Annotated in this window: 11 protein-coding genes and 1 pseudogene; 7 read left to right on the top strand and 5 right to left on the bottom strand. The window is 41.5% G+C overall.

Translation table 11 applies throughout. From position 1 onward, the window contains the following. Positions 1-448: 448 nt before the first annotated feature. From ACFFAP_RS00605 to psb27, 5 genes and pseudogenes are all read left to right on the top strand, one after another. Positions 449-844, top strand: a pseudogene (locus ACFFAP_RS00605) (hypothetical protein); the annotation flags it as partial. A 421-nt stretch (positions 845-1265) separates the two neighbouring features. Then, positions 1266-2867 (top strand): glycosyltransferase family 39 protein, encoded by a 1602-nt coding sequence (locus ACFFAP_RS00600; protein ID WP_375509398.1) that lies wholly within the window; start codon positions 1266-1268, stop codon positions 2865-2867. Between the two features lie 104 nt (positions 2868-2971). Beyond that, complete coding sequence (gene cofH / locus ACFFAP_RS00595; protein ID WP_375509397.1) at positions 2972-4114, top strand: 7,8-didemethyl-8-hydroxy-5-deazariboflavin synthase subunit CofH; 1143 nt, start codon at positions 2972-2974, stop codon at positions 4112-4114. Between the two features lie 168 nt (positions 4115-4282). Continuing rightward, positions 4283-4981 (top strand): phosphatase PAP2 family protein, encoded by a 699-nt coding sequence (locus ACFFAP_RS00590; protein WP_375509396.1) that lies wholly within the window; start codon positions 4283-4285, stop codon positions 4979-4981. A 267-nt stretch (positions 4982-5248) separates the two neighbouring features. Further along, positions 5249-5653: a photosystem II protein Psb27 gene (gene psb27 / locus ACFFAP_RS00585; RefSeq protein WP_375509395.1), complete on the top strand. Its 405-nt coding sequence runs from the start codon at positions 5249-5251 to the stop codon at positions 5651-5653. A 150-nt stretch (positions 5654-5803) separates the two neighbouring features. Here psb27 and polA read toward each other — a convergent pair whose 3' ends face one another. Beyond that, complete coding sequence (polA, locus tag ACFFAP_RS00580; protein ID WP_375509394.1) at positions 5804-8746, bottom strand: DNA polymerase I; 2943 nt, start codon at positions 8744-8746, stop codon at positions 5804-5806. Positions 8747-8945: 199 nt separating this feature from the next. Between polA and ACFFAP_RS00575 the strand changes: the two genes are divergently transcribed. Next, complete coding sequence (locus ACFFAP_RS00575) at positions 8946-9815, top strand: Cof-type HAD-IIB family hydrolase (protein ID WP_375509393.1); 870 nt, start codon at positions 8946-8948, stop codon at positions 9813-9815. A 180-nt stretch (positions 9816-9995) separates the two neighbouring features. Here ACFFAP_RS00575 and ACFFAP_RS00570 read toward each other — a convergent pair whose 3' ends face one another. Then, entirely contained in the window at positions 9996-10781 is a 786-nt protein-coding gene (locus ACFFAP_RS00570; RefSeq protein WP_375509392.1) for a DALR anticodon-binding domain-containing protein, read from the bottom strand. A 525-nt stretch (positions 10782-11306) separates the two neighbouring features. Here ACFFAP_RS00570 and ACFFAP_RS00565 point away from each other — a divergent pair. Continuing rightward, entirely contained in the window at positions 11307-12026 is a 720-nt protein-coding gene (locus ACFFAP_RS00565) for a Crp/Fnr family transcriptional regulator (protein WP_100901811.1), read from the top strand. Positions 12027-12105: 79 nt separating this feature from the next. On the opposite strand, the gene ACFFAP_RS00560 is transcribed toward ACFFAP_RS00565, so the two are convergent. From ACFFAP_RS00560 to ACFFAP_RS00550, 3 genes are all read right to left on the bottom strand, one after another. Beyond that, positions 12106-13152 (bottom strand): PstS family phosphate ABC transporter substrate-binding protein, encoded by a 1047-nt coding sequence (locus ACFFAP_RS00560; RefSeq protein WP_375509391.1) that lies wholly within the window; start codon positions 13150-13152, stop codon positions 12106-12108. Positions 13153-13574: 422 nt separating this feature from the next. Beyond that, a complete protein-coding gene (locus tag ACFFAP_RS00555) occupies positions 13575-14972 on the bottom strand; it encodes an ABC transporter substrate-binding protein (protein WP_375509390.1) in 1398 nt (465 codons plus the stop codon). 152 nt (positions 14973-15124) lie between these two features. Next, the gene (locus ACFFAP_RS00550) at positions 15125-16171 is read right to left on the bottom strand and encodes a PstS family phosphate ABC transporter substrate-binding protein (protein ID WP_375509389.1); all 1047 of its coding nucleotides are present in this window, start codon (positions 16169-16171) and stop codon (positions 15125-15127) included. Positions 16172-16184 lie beyond the last annotated feature (13 nt).

The raw sequence follows: 16184 nt of genomic DNA, 5'->3' as shown, positions 1-16184 counted from the left end.
TCGTTTTCATTCATGAAGATTACCTATATTAACACCTACGTAAGGTTTAGTAAAACCTATCTAAATGACAGAGGCATTACAATCTTATGTCCTAAGTGTGACTAGTCGTGTCGCTTGCTACTCACGGATGGTAGGAGAGTTATTCTTACCTTTTTGGCTAATTTATTAGTTTTACTTATCTGGAATTTCTCAACAAATTTATAAAAAATGTATCTTAGAATATGGTTTTTGTATAATAATTGTGTCTGTAGCTATCCATCACAAAGCGATACCTTTCCTTCTCTACGAGAGGCTGCGCCAACGGAACGCTACGCGTAGCTTGCTTCCCCGTAGGGGTACGGTAAGCTTTGCTAACGCAGAACTTTTCGGTCTACTGAAATTAATTATGCGAGGTCAAAAATAAGTACTTCGTCTCATATTTCACGATTGCAGAAAACCGCAAGTATTACTACAGGTGAAGGATACCGTCACAGGACAACCGATCAAAGATGTAAACTTGCAGGTGAAAGCGATCGCCACAGAACATAATTTAACAGTCTTTGATTACAAAGGTATTCCCGACGAACAAGGTAAGTTAATATGGCTTGAACAATTTTTTGATGGTTCACCCCACAAAATCGAGGTGGAAGCAACTCCTCTACCAGGATCTAGCCGTCAATTTGCACCAGTGAAGGTAGCACAAGAAGTTGAAGTTGAAGCGATGTCTACGACGGGCTACGCCTACGCGCCACCAACTTATATCCGATTGATTGGTTTATTCTACTTTACAGCCTTTGTCGGCATTGGTATGGCGATTGGGTTGCTAATACAGCACCGACGAACACCACAAGCGAGGGGAAATTAGTAATATCAGTCTTTTAGTGGGAATTGCAGCCAATATAACAATGTGCATTAAGTAAATGGGTAAGAAGAAATCAAACTACATTACGCAATGTCAAATAAATTGAATTGGCTTGTAGTAAGCGGCTGCGTCCCTTACTACAAATTCCTTTAATTGCTATTCTATTGTTAATTAAAAGCTGATCTATATGATTGCAACGGTTTTTGAATTGATTAATCTTAAACATCTAAACAACTGCTTTATAAACTCTGCTACCTGACTTCATGAAGCTTGAATTTGCGGTATATAGGAATCGTATTTGATTTTTGAAATTATCTACGTGGGCGGGGAGTGGGAAGTAGGGAGTAGGGAATAAGGAATTAGGCTTTTCGAGCTGTACCAAGCTTTTTGAGAAATCAAATATTAGTCCTATAGTTAAATATCTATGATAAACAGACAATCATTAATTGCAAAATATTTTCCTCCTATTGGTCTACGATTTTTCATTATTATTTTGTTAATATTAGGGATATTTTTTCGCTTCGCCTATCTAGATCGAAAAGTCTACTGGCATGATGAAGCTTATACCTCATTAAGAATTTCTGGTTACACTAAGACAGAATTTGTTCACCAAGTGTTTAATGGGCGTGTGTTTGCTGTTGGAGATATACAAAAATATCAACAGCCTAATTCTGAAAAAGGTTTAATCAATACAATCAACTCTTTGGCGGTGGAAGATGCCCAGCATCCTCCACTTTATTACGTGATGGTTAGATTATGGATGCAGTTTTTTGGCAATTCAGTAGCGACTACGAGAAGCTTGTCAGCCATAATTAGCTTAATAGCCTTTCCTTGCATTTATTGGCTGTGCTTAGAATTATTTCAGTCACCCATAACAGCATGGATAAGCGTAGCTTTTCTAACAGTCTCGCCCTTCAATGTGCTGTACGCCCAAGAGGCAAGGGAGTTCGGTTTATGGATGGTGACTACTTTGCTAGGGAGTGCTGTACTGCTGCGAGCAATAAGACTGGGTAGCAAGCACCTTTGGGGGATTTATGCAGTAACAGTGGCACTAGGATTGTACACCTTTTTGTTTTCTGGGTTGCTAGTGATCGCCCACGGTATTTATGTATTTGCCATTGAAAGCTTTCGATTCACCAAAACCGTTAAAGCTTATCTAATAGCAAGTAGTGTCGGGTTTTTAGCTTTCGTTCCTTGGATTTTAACTATTATTAATAGCTTGTCTGAAATTGACCGTACAACAACCAGCACTCAAGCCAGACAATCTGTGTCAGCTTTGGTTTCTGGTTGGATTAGCAATATTAGCTATTTATTTGCTGATTTTTGGCGCTACGAACCATTTTTTCCCGATTTGAATTTACCAGTTTTGCGCTGGGGTCGATTTTTAATTCCCTTACTACTAATCTTGGTAATATACTCATTCTTATTTCTTTATCGTCAAGCAGGAACACGAGTTTGGTTATTTGTTTTTATCTTAAGTGGAGTACCTGCTTTAGCTCTCATATTGCCTGATTTGATTATTGGCGGTAAGGTCAGTCTGCGAGCTAGATATGTCATTCCGTGTTATGCAGGCGTTCAGCTAGCTGTTGCTTACTTGCTAGCGGGTCAAATTATTTCTTCTAAGTTAATAGCCCGCAAATTTTGGCAATTAGTAATGGTAGTAGTAATTTCCAGTGGAGTTGTATCTTGTGCCGTCAGTTCTCAAGCCGAGACATGGTGGAATAAAAGCAGCCATGCCAATCCTCAAATAGCTCGCATCATCAATAAAGCTAATAAACCACTATTAATTAGTAGTACTTATTCTCTAAATATTGGGGATATAATGTCTCTAATTCATTTGTTAGATCATCAAGTGCAGATGCAATTGGTAATTGAACCAAGTATGCCAAATATTCCTGATAGTTTCAGTGAGGTATTTTTTTATAATCCTTCTAAAGAATTGAGATATGAGCTTGAGAAGAAATACAAACTATTCGAGGTTTTCCAGTATAGTAGGCTGTGGCGGCTAGAACAGAAAAGCAGCTAAATTTTATATGACTGGGATTATTCTGAGCTTGGTGTATTTATTAAGTAGAATTTTATTATTTACAAGAGCATAAAATTAAGATTTACTGAGAAATTAAGAAAATAATGCTGACAAAAATTGCTGTTGAAAAAATTCTTGAGCGTGCCTTGATGGGGTACGACTTATCTCTCGAAGAGGGAGTAGTATTGTTACAACAAACTGAGCCAGAGGCGATCGCAGCTATACGTGCTACATCCGACACACTCCGCCACACTCAAGCAGGCGATACGGTTACTTATATAATTAATCGTAATATCAACTTTACTAATATTTGTGAGCAGCACTGTAGTTTTTGTGCTTTCCGTCGAGATGATGGTGATGCCGGTGCATACTGGTTAGATTCGGCGCAAATTTTGGAAAAGGCAACAGATGCAGTGCAACGGGGTGCGACGGAAATCTGTATGCAGGGGGGATTAAATCCACAAGCGCAGATAAATGGTAAATCTTTGCCCTATTATCTCAAGGTAGTGGAAACCATTAAACAGGAATTTCCTCAGATACATTTACATGCTTTTTCTCCTCAGGAAGTGGAATTTATCGCCAGACTTGATGGACTTGGGTATGCTAATGTCATTGCTGCTTTGCGCGATGCTGGTGTTGGCTCAATGCCGGGAACAGCAGCTGAAGTGTTAGACGATAATGTAAGGCGGATACTGTGTCCAGAGAAGATTGACACAGCCACTTGGTTAGAAATTGTTAGCACCGCTCACAAATTAGGCTTGCATACCACTAGCACCATGTTATCCGGGCATATTGAAACCCACGAACAGCAAATCGAGCATTTAGAAAAATTGCGATCGCTCCAAAAAACCGCCATTAATCAGGGATATCCAGCAAGGATCACAGAGTTTATTTTATTACCCTTCGTTGGACAAGAAGCGCCCAAACCCTTACGTCGCCGTGTCGGACGCGATCAACCAGTTTTGAGTGATGCACTGCTGCTAGGCGCTGTGGCGCGGATTTACTTAGGTAATTGGATTCCTAACCATCAGCAGAGTTGGGTAAAACTGGGGCTTGCAGGTGCAACGGAAGCCTTAGTTTGGGGTTGTAATGATATAGGCGGCACATTGATGGAGGAGCATATTACCACAATGGCAGGTGCTTTGGGTGGTACGTGTATGGAAGTGGAAACCTTAGAAGGTGCGATCGCTTCTTTAGGAAGACCTTACCAACAACGCAATACTCTTTATCAAAAAGTTAATAGTTAAGAATAGCTTTTATCTCTGTGTTCTCTGCGCCTCTGTGGTGAAATAAATTACTTTTAAACCGCAGAAGCGCAGAGGTTCAGAGAGAAATAAACAGATTTTACGAGTCAGCTAGTCTTCAACCCTTAACTTAGTTGGTTTGACTAGAATTTAGATGAATAACATTAAAGTATGCTCCGACAAATTTCTAATTTCTGGTTGCATCATATACATCCTCGCTTGGCTCCCTTAATTGCCACAGTTGGTATTGTTGGACTTGCTAGTTGTCTGCTCATCCTTTTTGTTTTAGCAAAACTGGCTGAAGAGGTTTTGGAGCGAGATGCTTTTGCATTTGATACTAATTTTTTATTATGGCTACATCAGTTTGCCAATCCAAATTTAGATAATTTAATGCTGTTTGTTACAAATCTTGGTAATCCTAGTACAGTGGTTATAGTTGCAGGTATTACTGTTTTATTACTTTGGTGGCGGCGTTACCGAGAAGAAACAAAAGTTTTTGTACTTGCTTGCTTAGGAGGGTTAATTTTAAATATAGGGCTAAAGTTGTTTTTTTCTAAACCTCGCCCGCAACTGTGGCATCGCTTGATTTCTGAAAAATCTTTTAGTTTTCCTAGTGGTCATGCACTAGGTTCTATGGTGCTTTATGGTTTTATTGCTTACGAATTGGCAACTCACTATCCTCATTTTGCCAAAGTTATTTACAGTTTGACGGTTATTTTAATTGCTACTATTGGGATCAGCCGCTTATATTTAGGAGTCCATTGGCCCACAGACATAATTGCAGGTTATGGAGTCGGTTTTTTGTGGCTAATGATATGTATTACTATGCTTAAATTGCAAAGATTGAGGCAAGAAAAGTTAGTTGATTAAATCAGTATGTACACCGAAGGAGTTGCCTTTGGTAAAGTCTCTCGCAAAGAAGGCATCTCGGTGATAATTGTCTCATCAGATTTTTTAATCACGCGATTTTTTTGCCCAATATACTTGTAAATGAGCGCCTTTTAGGGAAAAAAACAGCCCAGCCTACTCCTTAGTACAGACGCGATTAATCGCGTCTCTCCCCATTCCCCACTAAATTGATCCCCAAGTTACCAATCCAAGATACTATGGACATTGATTTACGTATTCTTTTACTTAATGCATATGAAGCGCTATTGGTCGCGTTTGCTTGCGCTGGTTTTGGTTCTATCTATCGGCTTAATGGGCTGTTCTGGCAGTCCAGATAGTTTGACTGGGGATTATCGCCAAGACACCTTAGCTGTGGTCAATGTTATGAGACAAGCTCTGGATATATCACAAGATTCACCAGAAAAAGCAGCAGTTCAAGCAGAAGCGCGTCAAAAAATTAATGACTTTTCAGCTCGCTATCAGCGGGTTAACTCTGTTTCTGGTCTTGGCTCCTTTACAACCATGCGAACAGCCCTCAACTCCCTAGCTGGACACTACAGTTCTTACCCAAATCGTGCTGTACCCGAAAAACTCAAAAATCGTTTAGAGAAGGAGTTACAGCAGGTAGAAGTAGCGCTGAAGCGTGGAGGTTAATTCTTAACTATTGCCTACTCTATCATCAAGAGTCAAGAGTCAATACTTTTGGCTCTTGATTACTTTGTCAACTTGATATAAATCAGAGTTTGAAATTTTCAAATAAACTGATTGACACTTTTCTAGCTAAAAGTCTTTTCACAGTTCAACTTACTTCGTCTCCATCCAATTTTCACCGACACGCGCATCTACCAGCAACGGCACACTCAACTGGACTGCATTTTCCATCACCAACTTAATTTGCCGTTGTAATTCTTCCCATTCATCAGGGGGAATTTCAAACACTAATTCATCGTGAACTTGCAACAACAAACGCGCCTGATAGTTCTTCAAAACCTCATGCAATCTCACCATTGCAATTTTGATAATATCAGCATTGGAACCTTGAATTGGTGCATTAGCAGCAGAGCGTAGTAAACCTGCATCATAAGCACCCAAATTTTTCAATTTACTCAGATCAATATCTTCTGGGTTACTGCCTTTTAATTTGCGTAAACTGTTATTAGTAAAGTCAAAATAACGACGGCGACCGAAAATAGTTTCTACATAACCAAGAGCGATCGCTTCTTTTTTGACTCGCTCCAAATATGCAAATACTTTCGGATATCGTTCATTAAACCGCTTAATGAACTCATTGGCAACGGTCTTATCTATCCCAGTTGAGCGCGAAAACCTTAGAGAACCCATTCCATAAATCACGCCAAAATTAATAGTTTTGGCCATCCCTCGTTCTTCAGAGGTTATATTTTCTTTTTCAAACACTAACCGCGCCGTAACAGTGTGAACATCTTCATTTTGCTGATATGCTTGCACTAATATCGGCTCTTGACTCAAATGAGCCAAAATCCGCAATTCAATTTGTGAGTAATCAGCAGCCACCATTAACCAACCAGGTTCTGGCAAAAACGCCTTACGAATTTGGCGACTAAATGCTGTACGAATGGGGATATTTTGTAAATTCGGATTAGAAGAAGATAACCTACCAGTTGATGTTGCTGCTTGGTTAAAATCAGTATGCACTCGCTGTGTATCTGGACGCACCAATGCAGGTAATGCATCAACATAAGTAGACTTTAATTTAGATAGAGTCCGATACTCAATGATCGCCTCAACAAATCCAGTGTTATCATCTTCTTGAAGTCTTTCCAGTGTTGCTGCGTCTGTAGAGTAGCCCGTTTGAATTTTTCGAGAATGTCTAGTACTTAACCCCAACTTTTCAAACAAAATTTGGCTCAACTGCTTAGGAGAACCTAAGTTAAAATTTTCCCCAGCTATTTTAGTTGCTTCCTCTTTTAACCTGGCTAACTCAGTTTCTAAATGCTGTGAAAGTTCTTGTAAATAAGCTGAATTAATGCGGACACCTGTGTATTCCATTTGGGCTAAAACTGCTTCTAGTGGCTGTTCCACTTCCACTAATAGCTTAGACAAAGTTGGAATTTTATCCAGTTGTTCACGCAATTTTGGCACTAAGCCAAAGGTAGAATAAGCATCCATCCCGCAGTAATCTGCGACAGAGGGAATATCTATATCAGCGATGGTTTTGCCTTTAGGAACTAAATCCAAATAACTTTTTGCTATTAATCCCAAATATCGCTGCGCCAAATCCATCAAATTATGGCTAGAATCTGGATTTAGAATGTAACTTGCCAGCATGGGATCAAACACCACTCCCGCCAAATTAATTCCTTGACACTTTAGAACTAAGCGGTCAAATTTGGCATTCTGTAAAGCTTTGGGATAATCAGCACTTTCGAGAATTGGGCGTAATGCTTCTAGCACCAAATCTTTATGCAAATTTTCCCCAGTTTTATGCCCCACAGGAATATAGGCTACCTCATCTGGTTTCGTTCCCCAACAGCAACCAATTCCTACTAACTCAGCGTCTCTTGGTTCTAAATCAGTGGTTTCAGTGTCCCAAGCAACGGGAGTCTTGGGGTTAGTGAATTTTTGCAAAAGTTTCACCAACTCAGTTAATTTTGCTTCAGTGTTGATGATGCGTGGTGTAATTGGAGAAGTAGATTGTTGTGTAACTGCTGCTGTATCACTAGCACTGAAAAACCACAAATCATTATCTTCATCAGCGCTGAATTCTGAGTTAGTATTGGGATCACTTGCGTCTGTTTTGGCTTCTTGGGTTTCTTCGACTTTGCCACCAAAGCGTTCTTGAAGGTCGTTGATTTTGCCTAAAAAAGACTTGAATTCTAACTTTTCTAAAATTGGTGTCAGGACGCTTGTATCAAAACCTTTTAATTTGCAATTTTCTAAATCAAATTCTATAGGAACATCTAAAACTATGGTTGCCAAATAGCGAGATTTATCGGCATCTTCTTTACCCGTTGCCAGTTTTTTCTGAGTTGCGCCTTTAATTTCATCTAAGGCAGCATAAACACGGTCAAGGGAACCATAAGTATTTAGCAGCTGCACTGCTGTTTTTTCGCCAATTCCCTTCACCCCAGGAATATTATCTGATTTATCACCACAAAGAGCTTTAAAATCGACAATTTGTGAAGGTAAAACGCCCATCTTCTCTTTGACTTGTTCTGCTTCAAATTCCGTGATGCTATTTGTAGAGCGCTTTAGGGCATCTGGACTAAAATTCAGAACAGTGATTTCTTTGTCAGAGTCGATCAGTTGAAATAAATCGCGATCGCCAGTCAAAATCTTCACCCTATACCCAGCAGCAGTTACTCGCTGTGCTAAAGTTCCCAAAACATCATCTGCTTCATAACCAGGGGCAGTGAAAATTGGTAGATTGAAGCCATTGAGCAACTCATGCAGGTTTGCTAAGTCGGGAATGAAGTCTTCTGGCGTTTCTTTGCGATCGGCTTTATAAGTATCGTCAGCTTCGTGGCGAAAAGTCGCCTCACTCAAATCAAAAGCGATCGCCATTGCTTGGGGCTGTTGTGTTGACATTACCTCCAGCAGGCACTTCACAAAACCAAAACATATACTGGTGGGAATGCCTGCTTTAGTACGCAGTCCTCCATCTCGCCCTTTGGCGAAAGCAAAGTATGAACGATAAGCCAGCGAGTGCCCATCTACAAGGATGAACGTGGGGCGTGTTGCAGTTGCAGAAATGAAAGTTTCAGACATAGCCCTATTTTAGCCAGAAGCTTTGTCACATAGTTAGCAATTTCCGATGCTTGTTCAACCTCTCTCGCTAGGAAGATTGTATTTTTAGTTAAGTTTACATTAACAAAGCTTTATACATACCTACTAATTTTTCTCTACCAGTCACCACAAGCTGCTAGAGCCTGTTAACCTCTTACTGGAACTTAAAATCTAGGACATTATGCAGAAAGCATCTGCTACACATTTGGTATTTACTGATAATCAGGCTGCTGCAAAAGACATTAAACTACTAGTTTTGGATATAGATGGCACGATCGCAGGGCATTCTAACACCATTAGCGAACCTGTAAAGCAAGCTATTGTTGCAGCGCAAGCAAGAGGAATTCAAGTAGCGATCGCGACAGGTAGGATGTATCGATCAGCCTTGCGCTTTCACCAAGATATCGGCTCTACCCTACCATTAATGGCCTATCAAGGAGCCTGGATTCAAGATCCGCTCACCCAAAAAATTCATCGCCATTGGGCTGTTTCCAGGGAAATCGCCCACCAGTTACTCGACTATTTTGAACAGCCTGAGTTGCGATCGCTTCTATCTGTCCACTTCTACATCAACGACCAACTATACGTCCGTGAGTTAACTAGAGAAACCCAAATTTATGCAGAACGTTCTGCTATTACTGCGATTCCCGTGGGTGATTTGCGTCAAGTCTTAACGAATGAACCAACAAAAATTCTCGCTTTGTGCGATGACACTGATGTAATCGATCACCTATTGGGGAATTTACGCCGCCAATACACACCTGCTGAACTTTATCTGACAACATCTGTTGCTACTTTTTTTGAAGCAACTAACGCCTCTGTGAATAAGGGAACTGCTGTGCGTTACCTAGCCGAAGAATTGTTGGGATTACAGTTAGCCAATGTTATGGCGATTGGCGATAACTTCAATGATGTAGAAATGCTGGAGTATGTTGGACTGGGTGTAGCTATGGGCAATGCACCAGCAGGAGTGCAAGCGATCGCGCAGTGGGTAGCTCCTAGCGTAGAGGAAGACGGAGCAGCAGTAGCAATTGAAAAGTTTTTGCTGTAATCAGGGCACTTTTTAAAACCCAACCCATATAAATCAGAAAGGACACCGACGACTGGCCGTGTTTCGTCTCGGTGTCCTAGCTGGTTCGCTCCTCACACACCTGTTAATGTAGCTGAGGTGATGCATTGAGTCAATAGATATATAAAAGTTTTTATTTTATACCTAACCGACATTACCGATTTATAACTCCAAGGGCGCAAAAACACCCAAGTTTTCCTCTAGCACAAATTTTAATACTGACTGAGTAGCCATAAGCAATCCGAGTCTGGCTTGGGCTAACTCTGGTGAGGTAATTTTCACCTCACCCCAAATCCGGCAATTACACCAAAACTTTTCAAAAGCTTGGCTCAAACTCAGCGCTACTTTTTCCCATTTCACAGAACCGCTAACATCAGGGCACTCTATGTTGTCTACCACTTGTATTAACTCACCAATTAGACGACGCTCATCTGGGTGATTTAGCCGCAGTGTTCCGTCACAATCAAGCCAAGGTAGAGGGTTAGGAGAGATAACACTCCAAAAAGCTGGACTAGTATTTGGAACTGGTTCTCTAAGTTTAATCAATCCCTCTCGATGAGCCAGAAGCACTAGCGAACAGCAGCGTGCATGAGCATATTGAACAGTAAACAAATTGGGCATCCCTTCGGCTTCGCTCAGGGCAAGTGGGCATTGGGAAAGAGGAGGCAGGAGGCAGGTGGTCGCCGAGCGCAGTCGAGGTGAGGCAGGAGCCAGAAGGCAGAAGTTCTTTAATTTTGAATTTTGAATTTTGAATTTTGAATTGATTTCTCCCTCATCTCCCCCACTCCCCTCTCCCCCCAAACTCCCGACTACGAGACTTTGTAACCAAGTCGCTAAGGTTGAGTGAGTTAACTCAAAATGTATCAAACCAGGGGGAACTATTTGGATGCTAAAAACGTCCTCACAGATCCCTGATATATCTGAGGCGATCGCACTGGCAAGCTCCATCGTTTTTCGATTCTGAGATTTTGATAGTCGCAAAGACACACTTGAGATGTATAAAACTCTATTGTTATCTCTACCTTTATGTAGAGGAATTTTTTTAATTTCTATGCATTTATTTTCTGCTTTATAAGTATCAATGCTTAGTGATTTTATTATATAACTGTACAATAACTGTTTGATTGACGTATGTTTGCTAACTTGTAATTTATAATGCACGTAATATTATTTAAATCGTCATGTAAGATATATTTATTACTTTTCTGTCATCTACCTTGGGGTATAAATTTAATTTAGATGAAGAAAAATGAGAAGAGGATAAAATTTGATGAATAATCGATGAATAGTAAGTAATCTTTACTACCATCATTGTACAGTAGGAAGTATAACAAAAGAGTAGAGAGTAATTTGCTTTCTATTCTTTGGATTGGCTGGCGCTGTTAGGCGTTAAGCCTGCCTCGCCAACACAAAGACACTCCTTGCACCTTTTTATTTACGTCTTTGTCTTCAGCCGAACGCTCTTTGTTACCTATGCAATCTCCATCCTCCTTTTCTGAGGCATCACGGCCTTTTTTAACTTGGCAACGCATTCTTGACTGGGCTCAAGAACACTACCGCTGCCGTACCTTTAGCAAAGATGAGCGCATTCCAGCCCGGCCTGGATTGCTATATTTGGTGCAAAGGGGTGCGATCCGTATGGTAGGAACCGCCCAAGTTAGTGCGACTGCCAGCCAGCTAACGTCTCGACGAATTAACAGAACCCCAGAAGAAGCGTTCTTGGGTTTTGTGGGAGCGGGACAGCCATTTGAAATTGTTGCCCAATCACCATTCACACTCCAGTCCTACGCCCATGTTGACCAAACTGCGGTGTTGTGGATGTACTGGCATGACTTAGACAACTGGCCTCACTTCCGTCGCGAAGTTATGGATGCCTTCAGGTATCAGCACCAGCGTAAGCTACTGTGGCTGAGTGCCTTGGGACAACGCCGCACAATTGACCGACTCTTAGGATTTCTCACATTGTTAATTGAGGAATATGGAGAACCAGCAATGAGCGACACTGATCCTGATGTGATTCGCGGTTATTGTCTGCCCTTCCCCCTCACCCATGCCCAAATTGGGAGCGCGATTGGTTCCACTCGTGTTACTGTCACTCGCTTGATGGGTAAGCTGCGTCAACGTGGCTTAATTCTGACTCAAGGCGATAATCTCATTTGCTTGCCAGCAGAGTCGATTAATAGAGCTGGTTAAAGCACAGTTCAGAGCGGCGATTTCCGCCACTCTGTCTTGAGTGCGATGGGCTACGCCCCGCCGGAGACGATCACAAGAGTCAACGAATTTTGACAAACCCAGCTTGGCTAATCAGTTCCTGTCCCTGCTCAGTCAGCAGTAAGTTGGCGTAAGCGACACCTGCTTGCTGCTCAGTCTGACCATTCTGTTTGACCACCACAAACAGATTGCGGGTAATCGGGTATTTTCCTGATTGGAAAGCCTCAATGTTCAATTTGTTTCGTTTACCAGGACATTCGGACGGGAGGACAGATGGTTCTTGGTATGGAGAAATGTATTGCCCTTGCGTCCGCCCCAACGGCAAGGCTTTGATTGAGCATTGAGGAATCACCTCTGGGGCAGAAGCGTAGTAGATGCTACCAGGGCTACCAGCCAATTTTTGCAAGGCTTGGGTGGTTGTGGAGATAAATTCCACATTGGAACTGAAAGGTTGACCACCCAAGATATCTTGGACAAAAAGTTCCACCGTACCGCCATCAGCAATGCGGCGAGAATAGGGCTTAATCGGAATATTGGGGCCACCCACCTGGCTCCAATTATTGATTTTGCCTGTGTAAATTGACTTTAACTGGTCTATCGTTAGTCCTGAGATATTCAGGTTAGGATTAACTGCAACTGCTAAACCATCAATTGCCACAGGAATTTGTTTCAAACTGAACCCACGCTGCTGGGCACGGCTTAATTCCTGATCTAAAACTGGTCGGGAGGACTGGGCAAAGGCTAGTTGACCGTCTATCAGAGATTGGATGCCAGTACCAGAACCAGGAGATGCATTACTGGGTTCTACATAACGCAGCCGAAGTTCTGGCCGCGCCGCTTGAATTGCTGGATCAACTACCAGCCGAATCGGTGCCCAAGATGTACTGCCACCGTAATTGAATAATCCTGTAGGAACATCCTGTACTGAAGTGAAAGTATTGCCACTAGGCTGTTCTGATGCGGCTTGGGGCGTTTTGGTGCTACCAGAATTAATTGTATTTAGGTTAACACCAGACTTTTTAGTAAACCACCAAAAACCGCCAGCTATTAGCCCGACCGTGATTAGGATGGATAATACAAGAATAGTTGTTTCATTTTTTTGGGACATAGTATAATCTACCCGCGCGTCCATTCAATATAAGTGCTTGGCTTGATAGGTGCTTGCTACTTGAGATTGTATTTGGAGGACGGGTGTTTTGTTAGCAAATTCTGATAAATCCTAACTTCTGACTACTTTAAAAGCCAAGGTATAATAAATTTCCCCTGGATTATTTGATTTCCTATCTCAAGGTTTGAGTGCTAATGAGAATAAATTGACATAGTACTGACGCAAACAATAGCCGAAACCCTGATTTTAGGGTAGGGGCAATTCATGTAGACGCAAAGCGGCTTCCCGCAGGGTATTGCCCCTCTCGCGTCTAGTTTTGGGTAAGTCCTATGACACTAAAATTTTCCCCATAAAGCTCAATTTCTCATCTTGAGGGTTTTTCCAGGTTAAGTATTGGTTAAGTTTTAGTTTTTTATTGCTGATTAACGGACTGGTTCAAAGTCATAACCCGTGCGAGAGCGGGAACCAGGAACAATTTTTACAAGTTGGACTGGCGCATTGCGATCGCCTGATGCTAAAAACCGAATTGTACCAGAAGCACCAGTGGCAGAAAAGTCAGAGGAGAAAAGTGCAAGTTGTACTCCAGAACGTGTGGGGTTGCGTTTTAATGCTGTAATCAGAGCTACAGTGGCATCATAGCTGAGGGCACTTCGCCAACTCACGTCGCCGCCCCATAATTGCCGGGATTTCTGAGGAAAATCTGACTTGGGAGCGCCATCAATATGCCAGGGAACTGCCAATACCATTCCCACAGCTTGTTCTCTGCCAATTTCTAAAGTTTTAGTGGTGTAAACATCATCTCCCGCCAGCAGAGTTAACTTTTTCTGGTTAATCTGAATTACTTGCAGCGCTTTATCCAGAGTTTCAGTGTTAGCAGCTAACATCAACACTTCTGCACCTTGCTTAGTTGCTTGTTCTATACTTTTAGCCGCACTAAAATCCGCCTTGGATAAGTCAAATTCGCTGGATACTTGTCCACCTTCTAAAGAAACAGATGAAACAAACTCCGACTTTAAAGACTGGCTATAGTTACTCTGAGAATTAAAGAAAACCACTGCATTTTTTTTCTGCAAGGTTCTCACCATATAGTTGGCTAAACTTCTAGCAGCCATAAAATCACTGGGAACCGTGCGAAAAACGTAGCGGCTAAAGTTAGAAATTTTGACAGATGTACTGGTAGGGGAAATTACTACAATTTGTCCCGAAGTATAAATAGTACCTGCGGCTAAGGTGGAATCGCTAGTATTTGGCCCAATTACACCTAATACTTCTGAATTACTGACTAGGTTAGAAGCAATTTGCTTGGCTATTTCTGGATTGTCATCGTCGTTAGCTATCCCCACCTTCAACGGTACTCCCTTGACTCCTCCAGAGGTATTAATTTCATTTTGGGCTTGGGCGATACCACGTAAAATTTCTAAAGCAGCATTGGGGTCAGTGCCGAATGGTACAGAAGCCACAATGGTGTAGCTCTTGGAAGAGGCGATGCGGGCATTGTTAAGAAAAATTAGCGTTTCTGGATCGTTACGGCTGAGTTTTAGGGCAGCTGTGAAATTGGCGATCGCTTTATCATAACTTTTAGCTGCGATCGCCTGTACTCCTTCTTTTTTAACTGGAGATATCTCACCCGAAGTCAAGGATTTTTCACCAAAACTAATCCGGTCTTGTAGGGATGAATTGCTACCTCTTTGGGGATTTTGAGTGATACTATTACTAATTTTGACCCCATTGTTAGTAAACCACCAAACACCACCGCCAACTATTCCGACTGTCAACAGCAGGGTCAAAGCTAAAATTTTAGTTTCATTCTTTTGTGACATGAACAAATTTAAATCAAATAAAAATGTTTATTATTTGTATAACTTACGTCTGGAGATAAAAAACGAACCACTCCAGATGAGATAAATAAAAATTTCAGAGAGTTTTTGTATAAGTCCTAATTTTATTATTTCGCTAAATTTAACCATTTTGATCATTTAATTCTAACAAATCCAGCCTTTTCGATCCGTTCTTGACTCTGAGGTATCAACAGCCAATTTGCATAAGCTTCCCCAGCTTGCTGATCTGTTTGACCATTCTGTTTAACAATTACAAATAAATTGCGGGTAATTGCATAATCTCCACTACGAAACGCCTGACTATTCAACTGATTACGCTTACCGAGACATTCAGATTGAGGTATAAGGGGTTCTTGGTAGGGAGGCACAAATTGACCGCTTGTCCGCCCTAGTGGTAAAGATTTAATTGTACACTGGGGTACAACCTCTGGGGCAGAAGCATAGTAAATTGCGCCAGTATTCATCGCTACTTTTCGTACTGCTTCTGTGGTCGTGCCAATGTAACTAACGTTGACACCAAATTTTTCTTTATTTAAAACATTTTCGACAAAGAACTCCACTGTACCACCAGCTTCTTGACTGCGAGAGTAGACTGTAATTGGTAAATTTGGCCCACCCACTTGTTGCCAATTAGTAATCTTGCCAGTGTAAATGTCCTTGAGTTGGGCGACAGTTAAACCAGGGATATTGAGATTTTGGTTAACTGCGATCGCGATTCCATCAATCGCCACCGGTATTTCTTTCAAACTAAATCCTTTTTGTTTAGCTTCGGCATTTTCTTCAGCTTTAACTGAGCGAGAAGATTGAGAAAAAGCTAGTTGATTATCTATCAACATCCGAATGCCGGTTCCAGATCCTGGTTGACCTGAAGGAGGTTGAGTATAGCGTAAACTAAATTGAGGACACAGGCTTTCTAGTACAGAGTCTACGTCTTTACGAATGGGTGCCCAGGTTGTGCTACCACCATAGTTGAATGTTCCCTCTGGGAGATTTGGCACGTTACATTTGTTGTTGACAAACTGCTTTGTGGAACTATCTGTGTTGCTACTCCCCGAAGTTTTAGGAACAGTTCCACTTAATTGCGCCCACCGTTCCATAAGAAACCATAAGCCACTAAAGATTAAGCCAATCGTGATGATAGCAGCTAAAAAAAGGCTAAGTGTTTCATTTTTCTGAGACATAGTTAGCTGTTAG

This window comes from uncultured Nostoc sp. (genome assembly GCF_964245575.1).
In the GTDB taxonomy this organism is placed as follows: Bacteria; Cyanobacteriota; Cyanobacteriia; order Cyanobacteriales; family Nostocaceae; genus Nostoc.
Note: the sequence above shows the minus strand (reverse complement) of the source record. Positions and strands in the feature narration are given on the sequence as shown.

Coding starts and splice junctions, on each gene's coding strand:
- ACFFAP_RS00600 (WP_375509398.1), top strand. CDS start 1,266: ATGATAAACAGACAATCATTAATTGCAAAATATTTTCCTCCTATTGGT.
- cofH (WP_375509397.1), top strand. CDS start 2,972: ATGCTGACAAAAATTGCTGTTGAAAAAATTCTTGAGCGTGCCTTGATG.
- ACFFAP_RS00590 (WP_375509396.1), top strand. CDS start 4,283: ATGCTCCGACAAATTTCTAATTTCTGGTTGCATCATATACATCCTCGC.
- psb27 (WP_375509395.1), top strand. CDS start 5,249: ATGCATATGAAGCGCTATTGGTCGCGTTTGCTTGCGCTGGTTTTGGTT.
- polA (WP_375509394.1), bottom strand. CDS start 8,746: ATGTCTGAAACTTTCATTTCTGCAACTGCAACACGCCCCACGTTCATC.
- ACFFAP_RS00575 (WP_375509393.1), top strand. CDS start 8,946: ATGCAGAAAGCATCTGCTACACATTTGGTATTTACTGATAATCAGGCT.
- ACFFAP_RS00570 (WP_375509392.1), bottom strand. CDS start 10,781: ATGGAGCTTGCCAGTGCGATCGCCTCAGATATATCAGGGATCTGTGAG.
- ACFFAP_RS00565 (WP_100901811.1), top strand. CDS start 11,307: ATGCAATCTCCATCCTCCTTTTCTGAGGCATCACGGCCTTTTTTAACT.
- ACFFAP_RS00560 (WP_375509391.1), bottom strand. CDS start 13,152: ATGTCCCAAAAAAATGAAACAACTATTCTTGTATTATCCATCCTAATC.
- ACFFAP_RS00555 (WP_375509390.1), bottom strand. CDS start 14,972: ATGTCACAAAAGAATGAAACTAAAATTTTAGCTTTGACCCTGCTGTTG.
- ACFFAP_RS00550 (WP_375509389.1), bottom strand. CDS start 16,171: ATGTCTCAGAAAAATGAAACACTTAGCCTTTTTTTAGCTGCTATCATC.